Origin of the sequence: Enterococcus infantis (assembly GCF_049166715.1) — a bacterium.
Lineage (GTDB): Bacteria > Bacillota > Bacilli > Lactobacillales > Enterococcaceae > Enterococcus_C > Enterococcus_C leclercqii.
In genome coordinates this window covers 55302-74118 of sequence record NZ_JBMHFB010000003.1, presented here as the reverse complement: position 1 = coordinate 74118, position 18817 = coordinate 55302, and the positions used below count along the sequence as shown (strand labels likewise).

General features: G+C 44.0%; 16 protein-coding genes. 4 read left to right on the top strand and 12 right to left on the bottom strand.

From position 1 onward, the window contains the following. Positions 1–257: 257 nt before the first annotated feature. Positions 258–803: a signal peptidase I gene (lepB, locus tag ACOMA8_RS04395; protein WP_421368827.1), complete on the bottom strand. Its 546-nt coding sequence runs from the start codon at positions 801–803 to the stop codon at positions 258–260. A gap of 83 nt (positions 804–886) precedes the next feature. Next, positions 887–2116, bottom strand: coding sequence for an MFS transporter (locus ACOMA8_RS04390; RefSeq protein ID WP_421368825.1), 1230 nt, complete (start codon positions 2114–2116; stop codon positions 887–889). Between the two features lie 300 nt (positions 2117–2416). Between ACOMA8_RS04390 and ACOMA8_RS04385 the strand changes: the two genes are divergently transcribed. Next, positions 2417–2602, top strand: coding sequence for a hypothetical protein (locus ACOMA8_RS04385; protein ID WP_161900366.1), 186 nt, complete (start codon positions 2417–2419; stop codon positions 2600–2602). Positions 2603–2673: 71 nt separating this feature from the next. Here ACOMA8_RS04385 and ACOMA8_RS04380 read toward each other — a convergent pair whose 3' ends face one another. Together ACOMA8_RS04380 and ACOMA8_RS04375 are read right to left on the bottom strand one after the other, a co-directional pair. Beyond that, positions 2674–3489 (bottom strand): ZIP family metal transporter, encoded by an 816-nt coding sequence (locus ACOMA8_RS04380; protein ID WP_161900367.1) that lies wholly within the window; start codon positions 3487–3489, stop codon positions 2674–2676. A 382-nt stretch (positions 3490–3871) separates the two neighbouring features. Continuing rightward, positions 3872–4396, bottom strand: coding sequence for an HdeD family acid-resistance protein (locus ACOMA8_RS04375; RefSeq protein WP_161900369.1), 525 nt, complete (start codon positions 4394–4396; stop codon positions 3872–3874). 548 nt (positions 4397–4944) lie between these two features. On the opposite strand from ACOMA8_RS04375, the gene ACOMA8_RS04370 reads away from it, so the two are divergent. Together ACOMA8_RS04370 and ACOMA8_RS04365 are read left to right on the top strand one after the other, a co-directional pair. After that, on the top strand, positions 4945–6567 hold the full coding sequence (locus tag ACOMA8_RS04370; protein ID WP_161900370.1) for an ABC-F family ATP-binding cassette domain-containing protein: 1623 nt from the start codon (positions 4945–4947) through the stop codon (positions 6565–6567). 163 nt (positions 6568–6730) lie between these two features. Continuing rightward, positions 6731–7894 (top strand): DUF2264 domain-containing protein, encoded by a 1164-nt coding sequence (locus ACOMA8_RS04365; RefSeq protein WP_421368822.1) that lies wholly within the window; start codon positions 6731–6733, stop codon positions 7892–7894. Positions 7895–8041: 147 nt separating this feature from the next. Here the strand turns inward: ACOMA8_RS04365 and ACOMA8_RS04360 are convergent, their stop codons facing one another. Both ACOMA8_RS04360 and queG read right to left on the bottom strand, forming a co-directional pair. After that, positions 8042–8911, bottom strand: a complete 870-nt coding sequence (locus ACOMA8_RS04360) for a DegV family protein (protein WP_421368820.1) — start codon at positions 8909–8911, stop codon at positions 8042–8044. A 54-nt stretch (positions 8912–8965) separates the two neighbouring features. Then, complete coding sequence (gene queG, locus ACOMA8_RS04355) at positions 8966–10141, bottom strand: tRNA epoxyqueuosine(34) reductase QueG (protein ID WP_161900373.1); 1176 nt, start codon at positions 10139–10141, stop codon at positions 8966–8968. 292 nt (positions 10142–10433) lie between these two features. Between queG and ACOMA8_RS04350 the strand changes: the two genes are divergently transcribed. Further along, positions 10434–11207, top strand: coding sequence for a MurR/RpiR family transcriptional regulator (locus tag ACOMA8_RS04350; protein ID WP_161900374.1), 774 nt, complete (start codon positions 10434–10436; stop codon positions 11205–11207). Positions 11208–11280: 73 nt separating this feature from the next. Here the strand turns inward: ACOMA8_RS04350 and ACOMA8_RS04345 are convergent, their stop codons facing one another. The 6 genes from ACOMA8_RS04345 to dnaB all read right to left on the bottom strand — a co-directional run bounded on the left by ACOMA8_RS04345 (position 11281) and on the right by dnaB (position 18619). Continuing rightward, on the bottom strand, positions 11281–11739 hold the full coding sequence (locus tag ACOMA8_RS04345; protein ID WP_421368817.1) for a PTS sugar transporter subunit IIA: 459 nt from the start codon (positions 11737–11739) through the stop codon (positions 11281–11283). Positions 11740–11752: 13 nt separating this feature from the next. Further along, on the bottom strand, positions 11753–12508 hold the full coding sequence (locus tag ACOMA8_RS04340; protein ID WP_421368815.1) for a Cof-type HAD-IIB family hydrolase: 756 nt from the start codon (positions 12506–12508) through the stop codon (positions 11753–11755). Positions 12509–12513: 5 nt separating this feature from the next. Next, entirely contained in the window at positions 12514–14199 is a 1686-nt protein-coding gene (locus tag ACOMA8_RS04335; RefSeq protein WP_161900377.1) for a PTS transporter subunit EIIC, read from the bottom strand. A 303-nt stretch (positions 14200–14502) separates the two neighbouring features. Next, positions 14503–15795 carry an adenylosuccinate synthase gene (locus ACOMA8_RS04330; protein ID WP_421368813.1) on the bottom strand — a complete coding sequence of 431 codons (1293 nt, stop codon included), beginning with the start codon at positions 15793–15795 and terminating at the stop codon, positions 14503–14505. Between the two features lie 173 nt (positions 15796–15968). After that, positions 15969–17105, bottom strand: a complete 1137-nt coding sequence (locus tag ACOMA8_RS04325) for a DUF3810 domain-containing protein (protein ID WP_421368811.1) — start codon at positions 17103–17105, stop codon at positions 15969–15971. Positions 17106–17233: 128 nt separating this feature from the next. Next, complete coding sequence (dnaB, locus tag ACOMA8_RS04320; RefSeq protein WP_161900380.1) at positions 17234–18619, bottom strand: replicative DNA helicase; 1386 nt, start codon at positions 18617–18619, stop codon at positions 17234–17236. Between the last annotated feature and the right edge of the window lie 198 nt (positions 18620–18817).

Below are 18817 nucleotides of genomic sequence, written 5' to 3'. Positions count from 1 at the left end.
CTCCTCAAATAATTGAGGGGCGCTTTTGTGTATTACAAGAAATATGAAGTTTGTTTTGTGTTTTTGTTAGCATTTTACGGAATGTGAAGTTCACTTCACATTTCGCCATTTTTTTATCAACTATGAAGTTCACTTCACAAAATAGGACTTACCCACCCAGCCACCAAAATGACCACCGTCTTTTTCAACACATTATAAACTCCCCAACCAAACAAAAAGAAGATCGCCTATAGCAATCTCCTAATCTTGTATTTTTATCAATTGACGGTGCCAAATTTGTTCAACGGCCAGAAAATAAATTTAGCGTTGGAGGTGATGCTGCTTTTTTCGATTGCACCAAACACACGGCTATCTTTTGAAACAGGGCGATTGTCTCCCAGAACAAAGAGCCGATCTTTAGGGACAGTGAAGCTGAAATCTGCAGTGAAGAGTTCTCCTTCTGTCAGTTGTTCTTTGTACTGGTCGAGGTAAGCTTCTTGGTATTCTTTGCCATCGATATACAGTTTGTCGCTCTTGTATTCTACGGTTTCACCACCGAATGCAATCACTCGCTTGATGTATTCTTTGTCTGCATCGGGTGCATGGAAACTTACCACATCAAAGCGTTTGGTTTCTCCCACCTTCAAGCCAATCAAGCGCTCAGAATCCTGCAAATTGGGATCCATTGAAGCACCATGGACTTCCACAGGGGTGAAAATAAACTGGCGCAAGCCGACAACCAACAAGATCAAGGCGGCAATCCAAATCAAGTCTTTCCAAGTGAACCAAGCAGATTTCTCTTGGGTATGTTTATCTTTTTTCATAGAAATTCCTCGTTTCACGCTGTCACCAGCGATTTCTTTTCCTGTTTGACAGGCTCTCTTCCAATTTTACCTGACTGTCAGTTTCAAAGCTCTTCAGAAGTCTTAACAATAGGTGCCTGCTGCCGACGTAAAAACATCGTCTTCAACAATCTGATGCCCAGTACCAATCCCAGCGGAAAGCCGATTGCTCCCAAAATTCCCAGACGCAGCTGGTCGTCAAAACAAGCGGACATAAAGCCTACCACCGTCGGCCCTAGAGAACAACCTAAGTCTCCTGCCAAAGCCATATAGGCAAACATCGCCGTACCGCCATTTTTGATAACACCAGTAGCCAAGCTGAAAGTGCCGGGCCACATGATGCCTACCGCCAAACCACTCAAGCCACAACCGAGTAAACCCAATACCGGCACACCCGTTAAGCCAATCAACAGATAAGAGCCCACTGCCAGTATGGCTGACACCATCATAAAGCGTCGAAGATCGATGCGATCGCCATATTTTCCATAAAAGACTCGAGCCAAGCCCATCATCAAAGCAAAAAACATCGGACCAGTCAAATCCCCCACCGCTTTGGCGACGCCGAGACCTTCTTCAGCAAAGGTTGATGCCCATTGTCCCACGCTTTGTTCACTGGCGCCGGCACAGACCATCATAGCCAAAAACAGCCAAAAACTTTTCAATGACAAAAGCTTGCGAATCGGCAGGCCCTCTTCTCCGTCAGCAATCAATGAATTGATGGGAACTTTGGTAAAGACGAAGGCATTCACTAATGGAATCACCGCCCACAACAGCGCCAAAATCGGCCAATTTCCAATCCCAAAGACTGCAAAAAACAGAGTCGAAACCAAAACAACCCCCACATATCCCCAGCAATAAAAGGAGTGGAGCAGACTCATGGCTTTTTCTTTGTTATCTGTAGGGCAGGCTTCCACGATTGGACTTACCAAAACCTCCAACAGCCCACCGCCAATGGCATAGATCAATACTGCCAGCAATAACCCATAAAAAGGATCCCCAAACAATCCCGGAAACAAGGCTAAACCTGCTAATCCCACCGCGGAAAATAAGTGAGCGGCGATAATACTGACTCGATAGCCAATTTTATCTACAAAAAAGATTGCGGCAAAATCTACTAACAGCTGCAGTAAAAAATTGAAGGTGACCAAAAGCGTAATCTGACTCAACGGAATCTGATATTGCTCTTGAAAAGTCAAAAACAGCAGCGGTGCAAAGTTGACGATGACCGCTTGGACGATATAACCAGTAAAGCACGCATAAATCGTCGCTTGGTAATTATTGTTCACTTTATTCACAGAGGTTTCCTTTTTCTTTCCATTTTTCTGTTTTAATTTTAGCAAATATACCCACGCTTGACACGCAGAAGTCGCCTTTTTCGCTCTTTATTAAGAATTGCCCCATCATCGTGAGAAAAACAAGGTTTTTCCCTTATTTTTTCTACGCATTCAACAAGTCCTATCAGGAAATCCGCCCAAAGACCGATGTTTCCACGAAGGGTCCTTGATATGATGATTACGTAGAAAACAAATAACCGACACAGCAGCTGCCGGTAGGATTTGTAATGAAGCTGACAGTTATTCGAGGAGGAAAAGCTTATGGAAAAACAATCGACTTTGGTCAAAGTGCTGGCCTTTGTAGGATTTTTAGTCGTAGCAGGGTTTATTTTGAATATGGTCGGTGGTTTGATCGGACTAATCTTCCGTTTTGGAATCCCGATCCTCATTGCCGTATTTTTGGTCCGTTGGTTGACCAATCGTTCCCAGCCTCGACGTCGTTATTAATTTTTCAATAAACAGGAAAAATACCGCCGGTTGCTCGCCGTTTTGATACGACAGCAGCCGGCGGTATTTTTTTAACCCAACGCTACATCTAAAATCATCATAATCATGAAACCCAGCATCGTACCGAATACTGCAAAATGACGTTTGCTGGAGGTTGTCTGCTGTGCTTCGGGAATCAGTTCTTCCACCACCACATAGATCATCGCACCTGCGGCAAAAGCCAATGCATAGGGCAACAAGGAGGTAACCTTTGTGACTAGCAGCGCTCCCAAGACACCCGCGATAGGCTCCACAATTCCAGAAGCTTGGCCATATAAGAATGCTTTGCTTCGGCTCAAGCCTTCTTGGCGCAACGGAATTGAAACCGCGGCCCCTTCAGGAAAGTTTTGGATGCCGATACCCAGTGCTACGGAAATTGCAGCAATCGAGGCTGTGACGGGATCGCTGGCTTCAGCTGCAGCACCAAAAGCCACACCAACTGCCAAACCCTCGGGAATATTGTGCAGTGTAATCGAAAAAACCAACAAAATCGTCCGCTTCAAGTGGCTGGGCATTCCTTCTTGCTCGTGGTTCGGTCCAAAGTGCATATGAGGAATCGTCTTATCCGCAATATATAGGAACAAACCGCCAGCACCAAAACCAATACTTACCACTAGCCAAGGAATATCGCCGTTTTGCTCCGCCCAAGCGATAGCCGGATCCAAAAGTGACCAGAAACTCGCAGCAATCATGACCCCCGAAGCAAAGCCTAACATCAGATTCAGAACTTCTTTTTTGATTTCTTTGAAGAAAAAGACCAGCCCTGCCCCCAACGCTGTCATTCCATACGTAAATGCACACCCTACCAAAGCCTGCTGCCAAGGTGCTAATGCCGTGAACCAACCCATCACACATTCTCCTTCTGCATTACTTATTTTAACTCATTTTAGCTCTCATTATTAAAGGCATGTAATCGTTTTGATTATACCATATCAAAAAATTCGGGGCACCAGAGAATCTCCTACCAACCCCATTTCAGACAGTAATCTTGCCAAAATAAAAAGTCTCTTCCATCATCTCATTGATGAAGAAGAGACTAATTTTAACCAGCTGCCAGTTTTGTTTGATTAAGGCGTATCTGAGAACCCCTGGTGGCAGATATATTGGTTCTTTTCACCACAAGCTTCCTCTTAAACGCTCACTTATGCACCACGTAAGCTGCGCTTTACTCCTTAATTTCAGCAAAAAGTCCGCAAAACTCTAAATTCCCCCAGAGTTTTCAGACACACCTTAGTTACGAAAAGCGTAGACGATGGCGCTAATTCCAAACATCATAAAATAGAACCCTACCAAAAAGCTCAGTGTCAATGCTGAAGACACTGGGTTGAACAAAAGAACGATCCCTACGATGATTCCCAGAAGATCAATGATCAATGAGAACCAGTAATAGCCGGTACTGTGAGCCCGAGCCAGGTCCAAAGCAAACAAGCCAAAAATCGAGTCAATGATGAACCAAATGGCAAAGATGTATGGCAAGGCCAAAACGCCGGCATTCATATTGAAGAACAAGAATACCCCGATTAAAATATCGATGATCCCTAAAATAATTGGCATCGTTGCTTTGTAGCCGGTAAGATCTTTCAGACGATTCCGTAAAAACAGCTCGTAAATCCCCTTTAAAATAGAGAACACCGCAAAAACGACAACGATTGCGACTAAATTACCTACTGGATCGTTGAATGAAAAAAGTGCTGTGATCACAAATAAAATACCTAAAATCAACGATCCCCAATCAAAACCTCTTCTTGTTTCCATAAAAATGCTCCTTTCTTTTGGCATCCGCTACTGCAAATGAACGAAGACTTCTGTCTAAAACGGCTGTATTCATCGTCCTTTGACAGCTGCTTGATACTTGTTACAAGCTATATGCCTTATATATCAACCTTACGCCTCCCTCTAAAAAGCGTCAAAAGATAAGTCACAGATTCACAAATTGTTCACTATTTCTGACCGGAATTAGTCGGAAAACAGTAAGTGAAAGTTTTTAGATTTCACTAAAAGCGCCGGACTGTCTTGCAAGTCCCCGCCAAACTGGCTATAATGCAAAGAGTTGAGCAAACTGCAAATATTGGTTCTTCCGGCGGGAAACCGGAGGGGCCTTTTTTAGAAAATGCATCTTACCTGCGGCAGCTGCTTGCCACGATTTTAGGCTTCTCACTAGTTGCGGACACAAATATGTCTTGGCCTAGTTGCAAAGCTCATTATCAGCGACAGTCTTATCGCTTTTTCCGGCGCTTTTCGCCAGACCATTCGATAAAACTTGGCTGCCCACCTAGAAAATACACAGAAACGAGGGAAAACAATTGATCACAGTCAGCGATGTCAGCTTGCATTTTTCCGACCGTAAGCTTTTTGACGATGTCAATATCAAATTCACACCAGGGAACTGTTACGGCTTGATTGGGGCAAACGGTGCCGGCAAATCAACTTTTCTTAAAGTCCTTTCCGGAGAGATTCAACCTTCCACCGGCGTCATTTCATTGGGGCCAGACGAACGGATGGCTGTCTTGAAACAGAACCACTTCGATTACGAAGAGGTCCCTGTGATTGAAACAGTTATCATGGGTCACAAGCGTCTTTATGATGTCATGAAAGAAAAAGACGCCATCTATATGAAAGAAGATTTCTCCGATGAAGACGGGATCAAAGCCGCCGAATTGGAAGGGGAATTTGCCGAACTGAATGGCTGGGAAGCTGAACCAGAAGCCGCAGTCATGTTGCAAGGCCTAAATATTTCCGAAGACCTTCACTTTTTGCCTATGAAAGAATTAACAGCTGGTCAAAAAGTCAAAGTACTCTTGGCGCAAGCTCTGTTTGGTAAACCAGATGTACTTCTTTTGGATGAACCAACCAATGGACTGGATATTCAGTCGATTAACTGGTTGGAAGAATTTTTGATTGAGTTTGAAAATACAGTTATCGTCGTATCCCATGACCGACATTTCCTAAACAAAGTCTGCACGCACATGGCCGACTTGGACTTCGGCAAAATCAAGCTCTATGTCGGCAACTACGATTTCTGGTTGGAATCTTCCCAACTGGCCCAAAAACTTCAATCTCAACAAAATGCCAAAAAAGAAGAACAGATCAAGGAACTCCAAGACTTTATCGCTCGCTTTTCAGCCAATGCTTCCAAGTCCAAACAAGCAACTTCTCGTAAAAAAATGTTGGACAAAATCACATTGGATGATATCCAACCTTCTTCCCGCCGCTATCCTTTTGTCGGTTTCAAACCAGAACGAGAAATCGGTAACGACCTTCTGCAAGTTGAGGATGTTAGCGTGACTATCGACGGCAAAAAAATCTTGGATAAGATCAGCTTCACATTGAATAAAGATGACAAAGTCGCTTTTATCGCCAACAACGATATCGTGACCACGACTTTGTTCAAAGTCATCATGGGTGAAATCACACCTGATAGCGGAACTGTTCGTTGGGGTGTCACTACCAGTCAATCGTACATGCCAAAAGATACCACCAAAGATTTCGACAGTGACTTAACAATTTTGGATTGGCTGCGGCAATTTGCTTCTAAAGAAGAAGACGACAACACCTTCTTGCGCAGCTTCTTAGGACGGATGCTGTTTTCTGGTGACGAAGTTCTCAAGCCAGTCCGCGTCTTGTCTGGTGGCGAAAAAGTTCGCTGCATGCTCTCAAAAATGATGCTGTCAAAAGCCAATGTTCTGGTTCTCGACGATCCTACCAATCACTTGGATTTGGAATCCATCACCGCATTAAACGATGGTTTGATGTCATTTACCGGGTCATTGTTGTTTGCCAGCCATGACCATCAGTTTATCCAAACACTGGCTAACCGGATCATCGCCGTTTCCGACAAAGGCGTCGTGGATCGGGCTGAAACCACCTATGACGAATTTTTGGAGAACAAAGACATTCAAAAACGAGTCAATGAAATTTTTGCTTAAGCGATCGACAACATCGTCGTGTTTCTATTGAGAAACCGGCGGTGTTTTTTTACTAAAAATAAGATAGAATTTTTCCTAAAACTATGTTATAAAAAGAGCAAAGAAAGAAAGCCTTTTCACGTCCTTATGAATTGTTGCTTACTAAACAAAGGAGATTCTCTGAATGAATACCCGTACTTATTGGCTGCAAAATATGGAAAAAATCGCCCGACCGATCTTAGAAGCCGCGGCCGACAATCGCCTGCGTGATGAAATGCTTCGCTACTCGCCGAAACCGGCCGCTGCTTTGGAAGCCTTTGGTCGCAGTCTGGCGGGAATTGCTCCCTGGTTGGAATTGGAGGCAGTTTTTAATGACGAGGAACGCCGCCTGCAAAAAGAATTTCGCGAATTGGCTTTGGCTGGCTTGCGGCACGCCGTAGATCCGCAAAATCCACAAAGATTCTATTTCAGCAATATCAATGGCGTTGGTGATCAGCCCTTGGTAGACGCAGCTTTTCTCGCCCATGCTCTGCTTCGCGCGCCCAAGCAGCTGCTTCGTCCACTGGATGAGTCAGTCAAAAATAATCTGATCGCCGCCTTTTCTCAGTCTCGAGATATCATTCATCATGACAACAATTGGATTTTATTTTCTGCTATGGTAGAAGCCGCTTTGCACCAATTGGGTGATCCCAGCTTCGATTTGATGCGCATTGATTATGCCTACACACTGATGAACAGTTGGTATGTGGGGGATGGGATGTACAGCGACGGCAGAGAATTTGCCAACGACTACTACAACAGTTTTGTGATTCAACCGATGCTGGTAGATCTGGCGAAACGTTATCCGGTGATTGCTACCAATGCCAAGCCAAAGGACCTGGCCTTTTTGGATCTAGTGATGGCTCGAGCAGAACGCTTCGCTCAATTTCAAGAGCTATTGATTAATACAGACGGGACTTATCCGGTTTATGGCCGTTCCATGTGCTATCGTTTCGGTTGTTTTCAACATCTGGCACAGGCTGCTTTGCAGGGCTTTTTACCACAAAATATCACACCTGCACAGGTTCGCTGTGGGCTGACGGCAGTCATGAAACGAGTGCTGCGTGCCGAAAATACCTTTGACCAACATGGCTTTTTGACAGTTGGCGTCTACGGTTCTCAGCCTGAGATGGGGGAGCCTTATATCAATGTCGGCAGTTGTTATTTATGCCTGGAAGTGATGCTGCCGCTGGGCTTGTCTGAAACCACTGCCTTCTGGTCTGATCCGGACGCAGATTGGAGTGCCAAAAAAATCTGGAGCGGTCAACCGACAAAACGAGATGCCTCTTACCACGAAGCCGCCAATTGATCCTTTTTATTGATACCGGTTTTAGCTGTATCGCCCCTCATTAGACAGATTAGGAATCTAGTAAAAATAACAATCAAAAAAACAGTCCTGTCAGAATGCCTGTTTTCGGCGCTCTGATGGGACTGTTTCGATTTTTCCAAGCAATAATCAGTCGGTGCGCTCTTTGCCAAAAGTAAAGATAGCTACACAACCCAAGCCTGTATGGCTGGCGATTGTAGGGCCTAATGGATAGATGGCACTTTCTGTCACATCAATCTTTTCTTTCATCATCGCCAGAACTTTTTCAGCAGCTTCCCGGTCTTCTGAGTAAGCCACATAGACCAGTTGTTCTTGCGTAGATGTCAAATTAGCTAATGACTCATCAACGATTTTTTGCAGCGCTTTGTTACGCCCACGAACTTTACCAACATTTTGCAACGTGCCTTTATGATCCACATGGATGATGGGTTTGATATTTAAAAGCCCCCCCATTGCTGCCTGAGAACGGGACAGGCGCCCCCCTCGATACAAATGACTGAGATCATCCACAGTTACCCAAGATTGGACCTTTAACTTATGGTCCTCCACCCATTGCTGAACCTGCGCTAAGTCACTGCCTGCCGCCTGTTGTTTAGCAGCTCCCAATACTAAAACACCTTCGCCAATACTAGCGTTCAAGGTATCCACTACTGTTATTTCAGCTTCAGGATAATCTTCTTTCAAGATGCTGACTGCCTGTAACGCACTGTTATAAGAGCCGCTCATCCCTGAAGTGAAGCACAAGTACAGGATTGGTTCTTTTTTTTCACAATATGGTTTGAAAAATTCGATATAGCGCCCTACGTTAATCTGAGACGTACTGGGCTGCTGCTTGTCTCTGAGGTTTTGCAAAAACTTTTCATAGTCGAAGGTTTTACCCAAATCATCATAGTATTCCTGACCGTCAATCTCCACGATCATGGGAATAAAAGCAATCTTGTGTGCCTCCAAAAGCTGATAAGGTATATCACAACACGAATCGGTCACGATCTGAAACATCCCATAACCTCCTTTTTCTGGTTCAAGTGTACCATAAAGCACCCGGACAAACGATTAAAACTGATTTTTATCTACCTTTTCTTGTAATTTTATAATGGCTTTCGTCAGTTCTTCCAAAACTTCTGGCGCACTTTCATGGGATTGGTGTTCTCTGAGGCGCGTCACCCAAAGATCCGGTTGCTTGCTTCCTAGACGGCTGATACTCCAGACAGCAGTTCCTCGAATCTCTGGCCGAGGATCTTGTTGCACCAACTGCCACAACAAGGGCAAGGCCTCTCTAGCACCACCATTAGCCAACGCAATGATTCCATTACGTTGAAGTGGTTTTTTACCACGCCAAGATCCCGCTAAATGGCCGAAACTTTCCTTAAACTCTTTATTAGTAATCGTCAACAGCGGTTGTAGTTTTGGATAGACCTCGTCAACTGTTGGCTCCATTTCTGGATGAAAGTGAAAATCCTTATCTTTATTGTATGGACACACCATCTGACAGATATCACAGCCATAGATCACATTCCGAATTTTTTTGCGGTATTCTTCCGGCATCATTCCTTTTGTCTGCGTCTGATAGGAAAGACAGCGTTTGGCATTCATGCTGCCGTCTCCCAAAAGTGCCGTCGTTGGGCAAGCCTTGATACAACGAGTGCACTCACCACAGCCAAAAGGAACTGATTGATCCGCCTCAAAATCAATGTTGGTGACAATTTCTCCTAAATAAACAAAAGAACCATATTCCTCGGTAATCAACAGACCATTGCGCCCGATGAATCCCAGTCCGGCTCGCTGTGCAACCGCTACGTCCACCAGTTCCCCGGTATCTACTTGCGGTGCAAAACGCCAACCAGAAGCCTCCTCCAGCTGAGCTGCTTCACTCTTGATAAATTCAATCAGTTTATTCATTCGATCTTCCAAAATAAAGTGATAATCTGTTCCCCAGGATGCTCGGGCAAACATCCCCCGCTTCTCATCTTTCGGAACTCCTTCATGAATCTTGGTAGGGTAAGCCAAAGCAATGGCAATAATCGACTTTGGTCCCTCGAAAGTCAGCTCCGGATAGATTCGTTCTGGAATGTTCTGATGTTCAAATCCGGAATTGTACCCCTTTTCCCGCTGTTTTTGCAAAGGTTTTTCCAACTCATAAAAGGGTTCAGCTGAGGCAAAACCGATCTTATCGATGCCTAAACGACGGCTCTCAGCAATGATTTTTTGTTTTAATGACTTCTTTGGCATTTCCAGATCCTCCGCGTTTTTATCCCCTGCCATCCATTGCACTAAATCTGGCAATGGTGATTTTTCTGCCTCATTTTATCAGTTAATTAATAACAGAACCAGTTCTTTTTCTTTCTCATCTTCGATTATACCTTAATGCTCATTTTTCCTATTGATAAAATTGAATATCAACTGACGGTTGCCTAGATGATATGTCAGCTTATTTTCACACTCGTAGTGAACCGCTTTCTAAGTGAGTTATCAAAATACATCTGTGTTATAATTAGATGATTGACTAAATAAGGAGGCGCCTATGGAATCCGTTTATGCACATATTCAAAATAACTATGACCAACTTTCTAGTACGGAGCAATTGGCGATCGACTTTATTTTAAAATATAAACAGCTAGACGACTTGAAATTGAAAGTTATCCAAGAAGCGTTGCACATTTCTGCTCCCACGATTATTCGAGCCGTCAAAAAGCTAGATTTTAAATCATTTACAGAGTTCAAATATGCACTATTGAATGAAAATCAGCGCCAGGCCCAATTGACTGCAGAAGCCGACTATCAATCCATCCTGACTGTGATGCGAGAAGACTTTGATAAAACCATTGCCATGATGAATGAAGCGACGGTCAAAGAGATTGCTGCTGCCATTCTTTCTGCCAGAAGGATTTTCTGTGTCGGCATTGGCTCTTCTGCAACTGTCGCTAATGCTTTCAACCATAAATTAAAGAATCTCGGTCTCTGGTCCAATGATTACACCGAAGTTTTTCCAATCCGTGATATTCCAGATATTGCCAGATCCCAAGACAGCGTCATCGTCTTTTCTCTGAGTGGTGCTGAATCCCAAATTGTCCAAGTCATTTCAGAATGTAAAGTGAAAGGGTGTCAGATTATCTCTGTCACCGGCTTTTCGAGTAACCCTATCGTTTCTCTGAGTGATATTTCACTGATGACGCACCAATCCGTTCAAAACCGTAAAAAACTCCGATCGCGGCTAATGCTGACTGTTGCTTCTGAAGTGATCTTTGAGACCATCTTACTGCTGAATAAAAAAGCATCGAATGAACCTAGTTGGTAAAATAGAAAAGCAAAAAAGGTTGTGTAGGCTTTCGAAATTTCGACCTACACAACCTTTTTAGTATTTCCAAAAATTAGACTTTACCCAATTCGGTTCCTTTTTGGACATGGGTTCGAACAGTGAACTTGTGAGAAGCCAACTCTTGACCGGTAACAATTACCAGAATTACAGTGTCTTTTCCTTTCACTGCAATCTCTTGGCGGTTCATCCGAGCTAAGGGTGTCCCGACCTCTACGCTGTCTCCTTGGTTCACCAGTATCTCAAAAGGTTCTCCCTGCAGTTCCACGGTATCAATTCCCATGTGCACTAGAATCTCCTGCCCGCCTGCCATCTTCAGCCCTAGCGCATGTTTTTGTTCGATAACTGTCGTTACAATACCAGTCACAGGGCTTGAGATCTCATCTGCTTCGGGAATTATCGCTACCCCGTCTCCCATCATCTTTTGAGCAAAAACCGGATCACTAACTTCCTCCAGCGGTACAAATTCTCCCGTAACAGGTGCAAAAATTCCTTTTTTCTTTCCAAAAAACATCTTAATCAGCTCCTCATGCAATCAAATCAGCAACCTCGTAAAAATTTTCGATGATCGTTGTAGCTTCTTCTTTTACCGGTTGGGCAGCGTGAGCCATACAAAAAGATTGGCTGGACTCTTTAAACATACTGACATCATTTTCTGAATCACCAGCCGAAATAAACTCAAGGTCATACTTTTTTTTCAACAATTCCAAAGCGTGTCCTTTCGTGATGTTTAAAGGCGTAATCTCAATCCGCTTTTCGCCACTCTTACAAATAGCTAATTGTGGAAAGCGCCCTTGTAACTCAGTCAGTAGCTCATCTGCTTGGCCACTGTCTGGACGAATATTAATCTTGAATATCTTTTTTTCTGTCAACAGATCAAATAAATGTGGAGGTTCAACTAACTCCATGTTCCATAGTTTGGCAGCATCATCGCTCTTATGGGTACCAATTCGCTGTTCACCATCCAAAGCATCGAACACAATCTGGTGTTGTTGAATCCACTCTAACACAGCACGCAATGTCTGACTATCGATGGGTTGTTCAAAAATTCTTTCCCCTTTTACTTCGATAATTCCACCATTGAAGCCGATTCGGATGTCACAAGCCAGCTGAATCTGATTTTCAATAAAGCGAATTTCTTTAACTGAGCGGCCAGTAGCAATGGCAATCGGCATTTCTGCTTTCAACTTTAACAATGATTTGCGATCTTGCGGGGTCACTTTCCGTGAATCTTTGACAAAAGTTCCATCCAAATCCGTTACGAATATCGTATTCTTTTCCATATCCATCAATCCGCCAATCCCAAGATCTCTCTGATCTCTACCTTTAGCTGATTTGCACGACCACCATAAATAGATTGCATCTGCATACCTGACTTGTTGAAGCCCATTGCATTCAAGTCTCTGGTAATATGACTGCTGTCAACAATTGAATCATCTTTAACGTTAATTCGTAGGCGCGTAATACATGCATCAACATTTTCAATATTTTCCGGACCACCGTGAGCACTGATCAATGCTTCTGCTTGATCATGCAATGTCATAGCCGCACCACTTGGAGCTGGAGCCGCCGCACCTTGACCTTCTTTGTCTCGGTCTTTGAGGGTTTTAACACCCATTTTTTTACGAGTCTCATCCTTGCCGTGCAGAGCGATAGTAGAAGGATCATCTTCTCGTCCAGGAGTCTTGAAGTCAAATTTTTTAATAACATACGTGAAGACTAGGAAATACATTGCAAAACAGAAGACACCAATAATCGGCAACAACCACCATTTTGTACGAGCCCCTTGCAAGACTCCGTAAATCAAGAAATTGATCAAGCCATGACCGGTAGGAGTCAGAAAAGCTGCCCCAGCGACGTTTGCAATCAACATCGTTGTTCCTGCCAAAACAGCATGAATCCCATACAATGCGGGTGCAACAAATAGGAAGGTAAATTCCAAAGGCTCAGTAATCCCTGTCAAAAATGAAGTCAGTGCCGCAGCTAGCAACAAAGACCCAACTGTTTTTTTGTTTTTTGGTTTAGCAGTGACATACATTGCCAACGCTGCTCCTGGCAGTCCAAACATATTGTAGATAAATTTTCCTGATGAAAAACGAGTAATCATCGGATCAATTGGGCTCTTACTAGACAGTGCTGCCATATAAGCATTAATTGTTCCAGCATATTCTTTTCCGTCGATCATGAAAATTCCGCCCAACTCAGTCGTTCGAACGGGCCAGTTCAGTCCGTGATGCAATCCGAAAGGTAACAGCAGGCGTTCAATAACACCATAACCAAATGTTCCTACATAACCAGATTTCAAAATGACCACAGATAATGCTGTGATAGCAGCTTGGACAAATGGCCAGATAAAAAAGAAGCCCATCCCAACTACCGCCATAACAGGAATAATCAAAATAGGTACCAATCGTGGCCCACTAAAGAAGCCAAAAACTTGCGGTACTTGAATCTTGATAGCTTTTTTATGCACCAGATAGACAATAACACCGGTGATAATTCCCCCAAAGACATTCAAGTCCATCGTTTGGATCCCTAATACAGTTGTCTGCATATGACGAGCCATCATTTCACTGGCATTTTCAGCACTGGTATCAACCAATGTTCCACTGACTTTCAATAAAAAGTTCAATGTATTGTGCAACACCAGAAAACCCAACAAACCAGATAACGCCGCAGAACCTTTTTCTTGCTTGGCTAAACCAACGGCTACTCCGACAGCAAAGATTACTGGTAAGTTGTTAAACGCAACGTTTCCCAGCATCTCCAAAAATCCCATCACGATTTGCAATGTTGCATTGCCCATCCAGGGATGCATCTCCACCGTGCTAGCGTTAGTAAAGGCTGACCCGATTCCTTTTAAGATACCGGCAGCCGGCAACACTGAAACCGGTAACAAAAAAGACCGACCGAACATTTCAAAGGCACGAATGAATTTATCTTTTCGGCTGGTTTTGTTCACCGCATTTTCCATTTTTATCATCCTCTCTTTTTGTTTACGTTCTTATCATAGCTTCTTTTGACAAGAAAAAAGAAAAAGGTTGCTAAAATGAAGAACAACGAAAAAAAGTAGCTTTTGAGTAAAAAACTACTAGATTAAAATGTTGATTAATCACTAATCTCTTGTTTTCCCTATTTTATTTAGAGTAAAAAATAAGTCTAAGTCGTGCTTACTTCTTAAATTCAATCTTGATGTAACGATAGCTTGCTCTTCGATTGTCAAAAAAAACCGCTGGCAGCTTGCCAGCGGTTCGTTCATTTGCCTAGTGATTGGTTCTTAGATTTGTGCCCAAACACTTTCCAAAATATTGGTTTGGTTACGGTCAGGTCCTACTGAAAACGTCGAAATGCGCACGCCAACCAATTCAGAGACACGACGGACATAGTTACGGGCATTTTCCGGCAATTCTGCCAAAGTTTTGCACTGGGTGATATCTTCTGACCAGCCTGGAAGCTCTTCATACACCGGTTTGCAGCGGTTTAATTCCTTCAAGCTAGCCGGGTAATGATAAATCAATTCGCCGTCCAATTCGTAAGCGGTACAGATTTTGACTGTTTCCAATCCGCTCAAAACGTCGATGGAGTTCAGACACAGATTGGTGATCCCGGAAACGCGTTTGGAATGACGCATTACTACCGTATCAAACCAACCGACACGACGAGGACGGCCCGTAGTTGTACCGTATTCCCGACCGACTTCACGAATCTGATTGCCCACTTCATCAAACAATTCTGTCGGAAAAGGACCATCCCCTACACGAGAAGTATAGGCTTTGCAGACACCCACAACTTTATTAATCTTGGAAGGTCCGACACCAGATCCGATGGTCACACCACCAGCTACAGGGTTCGAAGAGGTTACAAATGGATAAGTTCCTTGATCGATATCCAACATGACCCCTTGCGCCCCTTCAAATAAGACCCGTTTGCCGGCATCCAATGCGTCATTCAAGATAACAGAAGTATCCGTTACATATTGTTTAATCTGTTGGCCGTATGCGTAGTATTCTTCAAAAATATCATCAAAATCGATAGCTTCAGAATCGAACATCTTCACGAATTGACGGTTCTTTTCTTCCAAATTGATCTTCAAGCGTTCTTCAAAGATCTCTTTATCCAATAAATCGGCAATCCGGATACCCACACGAGCAGCTTTATCCATATAGGCAGGGCCGATACCTTTGATGGTCGTCCCAATTTTGTTGTCGCCTTTTGCATCTTCTTGCAGTTGGTCCAACTTGATATGATACGGCAAAATGACGTGCGCCCGATCTGAAATCCGTAAATTGTCAGTATTGACGTTGTGCTCTTTCAAATAAGCCAATTCTTGTACCAGTGATTTCGGATTGACTACCACGCCGTTTCCGATCACGCTAATTTTTTCTTTATAAAAGATACCGGATGGAATCAAATGCAGTTTGTAGGTCACGCCGTCGAATTTGATGGTGTGGCCGGCATTGTCTCCGCCTTGGTAACGGGCAATTACTTCAGCATTTTCACTCAAGAAATCCGTGATTTTACCTTTTCCTTCATCGCCCCATTGTGTTCCAACAACTACTACCGATGACATATCAGCACCTCATTTAATTTTATTAAATCCAGAACTATTGTAACAGCCAAGCCCCATTTATTCAACGAATTATCGAATAATTCAAATTTGAAGAAAGCTTAAATCAGTAAAACACGAACATTAATTTGTTTTCGACTCAAATACTGCTGTCAGTCAGCTACTAATTAGCCCCCTCACTTGCCTTTGATTGTCTGCAGATAATGGTTCACTACCAGATCCACTATCCCGCCATAAGTAGCCACTCCGGCAGTTTGTCCTTGAGCTTTTAGATAGCTATCATTGACCTTTTGATTCCAATCGGAAATGACGCCTTCATACTGTTGCCAAAATGCAACCCCGGCTTTGATATCCACCTTCGCCTGTCTGTTCAATCGGGCCTGCTCTGCTTGATACGCCGCAGGATCTGCTCGTCGCAGGCGATTTGTGACGTATTGCCACGCAGTCAGATTTCCGCTGTAAGCAAATTCCTCATACGGTGACGCACGACAAGCCAGAAAAGCAATAAAATTGGCTTCATCTTCTGACATAAATCCCTGAAAATGAGCCAGCTCATGACAAGCTGTAAACGGCTGGTCATACGTGGGCATACCGCTGTTGATATTGGCCTCAGCAGTGAAAGGAACATAAATTCCTGATAACTGTTGATAGGACAACAATTGTGGTAATAGTAGTCCTTTAGCAGGCGGATAGTTACCCGCCAAAGCTTCATAACGTTTTCCAGCAGCTGTCATAGTCTTTGACGCCATTTTGCGGTAATCACCGGAAAGTTGCAGCCGTCCGCCATCAGCTCTTGTCACCTGTGCCGCTGTTCGATTGACCTCATCTGTCAGCCAATGAGCGGTGGCAACCAAATCTTCTTTCTGGTAACGACTTTGTGGCATCTCGGACAAGGTAAGAAAAGACGTCCGCTGGTAATTGATGCCACAACCGAACGTATACAAGAATAAAAGCAGCGCTGCCACTAGATACACGCCTGACAACCAGTTGAGAATCGCACTGCTCTCCTTATTTTTGAAACGCCGCCATAAACATCTGATAAGCGTCCAAATCAAGATAAAAAGTCCCACATAAAGCCCGATTTCCGCGACTGAAAAAGGGACTACGCCGCTTAGTCCGCCTATGATTTGGCGAAAATAAGGATAGAGTTGTTGGGCATACCATTCCCCGCTGCCGGCTATTTGTCGAGAAATCACCAACAATCCGCCACTGACTGCCAGTAGCAAGGTGCCCACTAACAATCGTTGCTGCCCTCTATTCCCTGAATACGACTTGTGACTGGCGGCTATCTGTCCATACTTGTCTCTTTTCATCTTTGCCTCCTTTTTGCTTCATTGGAGATAAATACAAAAAGACCACAGCTAAAGTGGTCTTTTTGCGGAAAGTCAGCATGGCTCTTACACTGTTTTTACTTATGAAAAGCAGGGAAAGAACCTGTCTGCTAACCAAATTGAGGTACCTCATCGTCTCGTAACGAAATAGAAGTAAACTTGTTGTATTCTTTAATAAACATCAGTTCAACCGTTCCTCGGGCACCACTTCGGTTTTTTTCGATGATAACTTCTATGATATTTTCTCGTGAAGCATCTACCGGGTTTTCATCAGGATCGTCGGTTTCTCGTTGGTAATAGTCATCACGATACAAGAAGGCCACAATATCGGCATCCTGCTCGATAGATCCAGATTCCCGGATATCACTCATCACCGGTCGTTTGTCCTGACGCTGTTCCACACCTCGAGAAAGCTGAGACAATGCGATAACCGGTACCTTCAGCTCCTTAGCCAGTTTTTTCAACTGACGGGAGATTTCAGAGACTTCTTGTTGCCGGTTTTCCCGACCAGTTCCTTCAATCAGTTGCAGATAATCGATCAAAATCAATCCCAAGTTTCGTTTTTCCTGTGCCAAACGGCGGCATTGGGCCCGAATCTCAGAAACTTTGATCCCCGGCGTATCATTGATATAGACGCTGGCTTTGGAAAGACTGCCCATGGCAATCACCAGATTACTCCATTCCTCGTCTGTCAGCTGACCAGTCTTCAAATGGCTGGCGTCAATCAAGCCTTCTGCACACAGCATCCGTTTTACCAGTGATTCCGAATCCATTTCCAGACTGAAAATAGCTACAGAAGAGTCCGTCTTCGTGCCGATATTTTGAGCGATATTCAGTGCAAACGCCGTCTTCCCGACAGCTGGACGAGCAGCTAAGATAATCAGCTCACCGGCTTGCAGTCCTGCAGTCATCTTGTCCAGCGCCGGGTAGCCGGTAGGGATCCCAGTGATGCTTTCATCAGACTGAGCCAATAAATCAATATTTTTAAACGTCTGCTGCAACACATCTTCAATTGCTTGGAAGCCGCCACTATTACGATTTTCAGCTACTTCCAGAATCGTCCGCTCGGCATTTTCCACGATTGAAGAAACATCTTCATCCTGTTGGAAACCGCTAGTCGCGATTTGATTCGCAGCATGAATCAGTGCCCGCAAGACCGATTTATCTTTTACAATCTTCGCATAAAAAGACAGACTGCCCGCATAAGGAGTGATCTGGCTAAGCTCTACCAAATAACTGATGCCACCGACGTCTTCCAGGCCATTTGCCTTTTCTAATTCTGCCTTGAGGGTGACCACATCAATAGCCTCACCTCGATCAAATAACGCCACCATCGCTGAAAAAATCAGCTGATGCCGCCGCTGATAAAAATCCGGTGCCTCAAGGACTTCCATCGCATTGTTAATCTCCTCGGGATCGAGAAAGATTGCCCCTAATACAGCTTGTTCTGCTTGTATATCTTGAGGGGGCATGCGATCTTGCCAAACTTCATCCATGGTCTTTTCCCTCCTGATTCGTCTCTTTATTCTACAAGAATTCACCCCTGAATACAACGCAGGACCCAGAGGCAAAGTGTAAGATTATGTAAAGTAGATTCGCCGTTATCTTGCTAGTTCCGCATTGTCTCACAGAAGCTTCAGCAAGCTGCCAAAACAAAGCAGCAGGCTGAATAATTCCAGAGAGCACAACGCTGA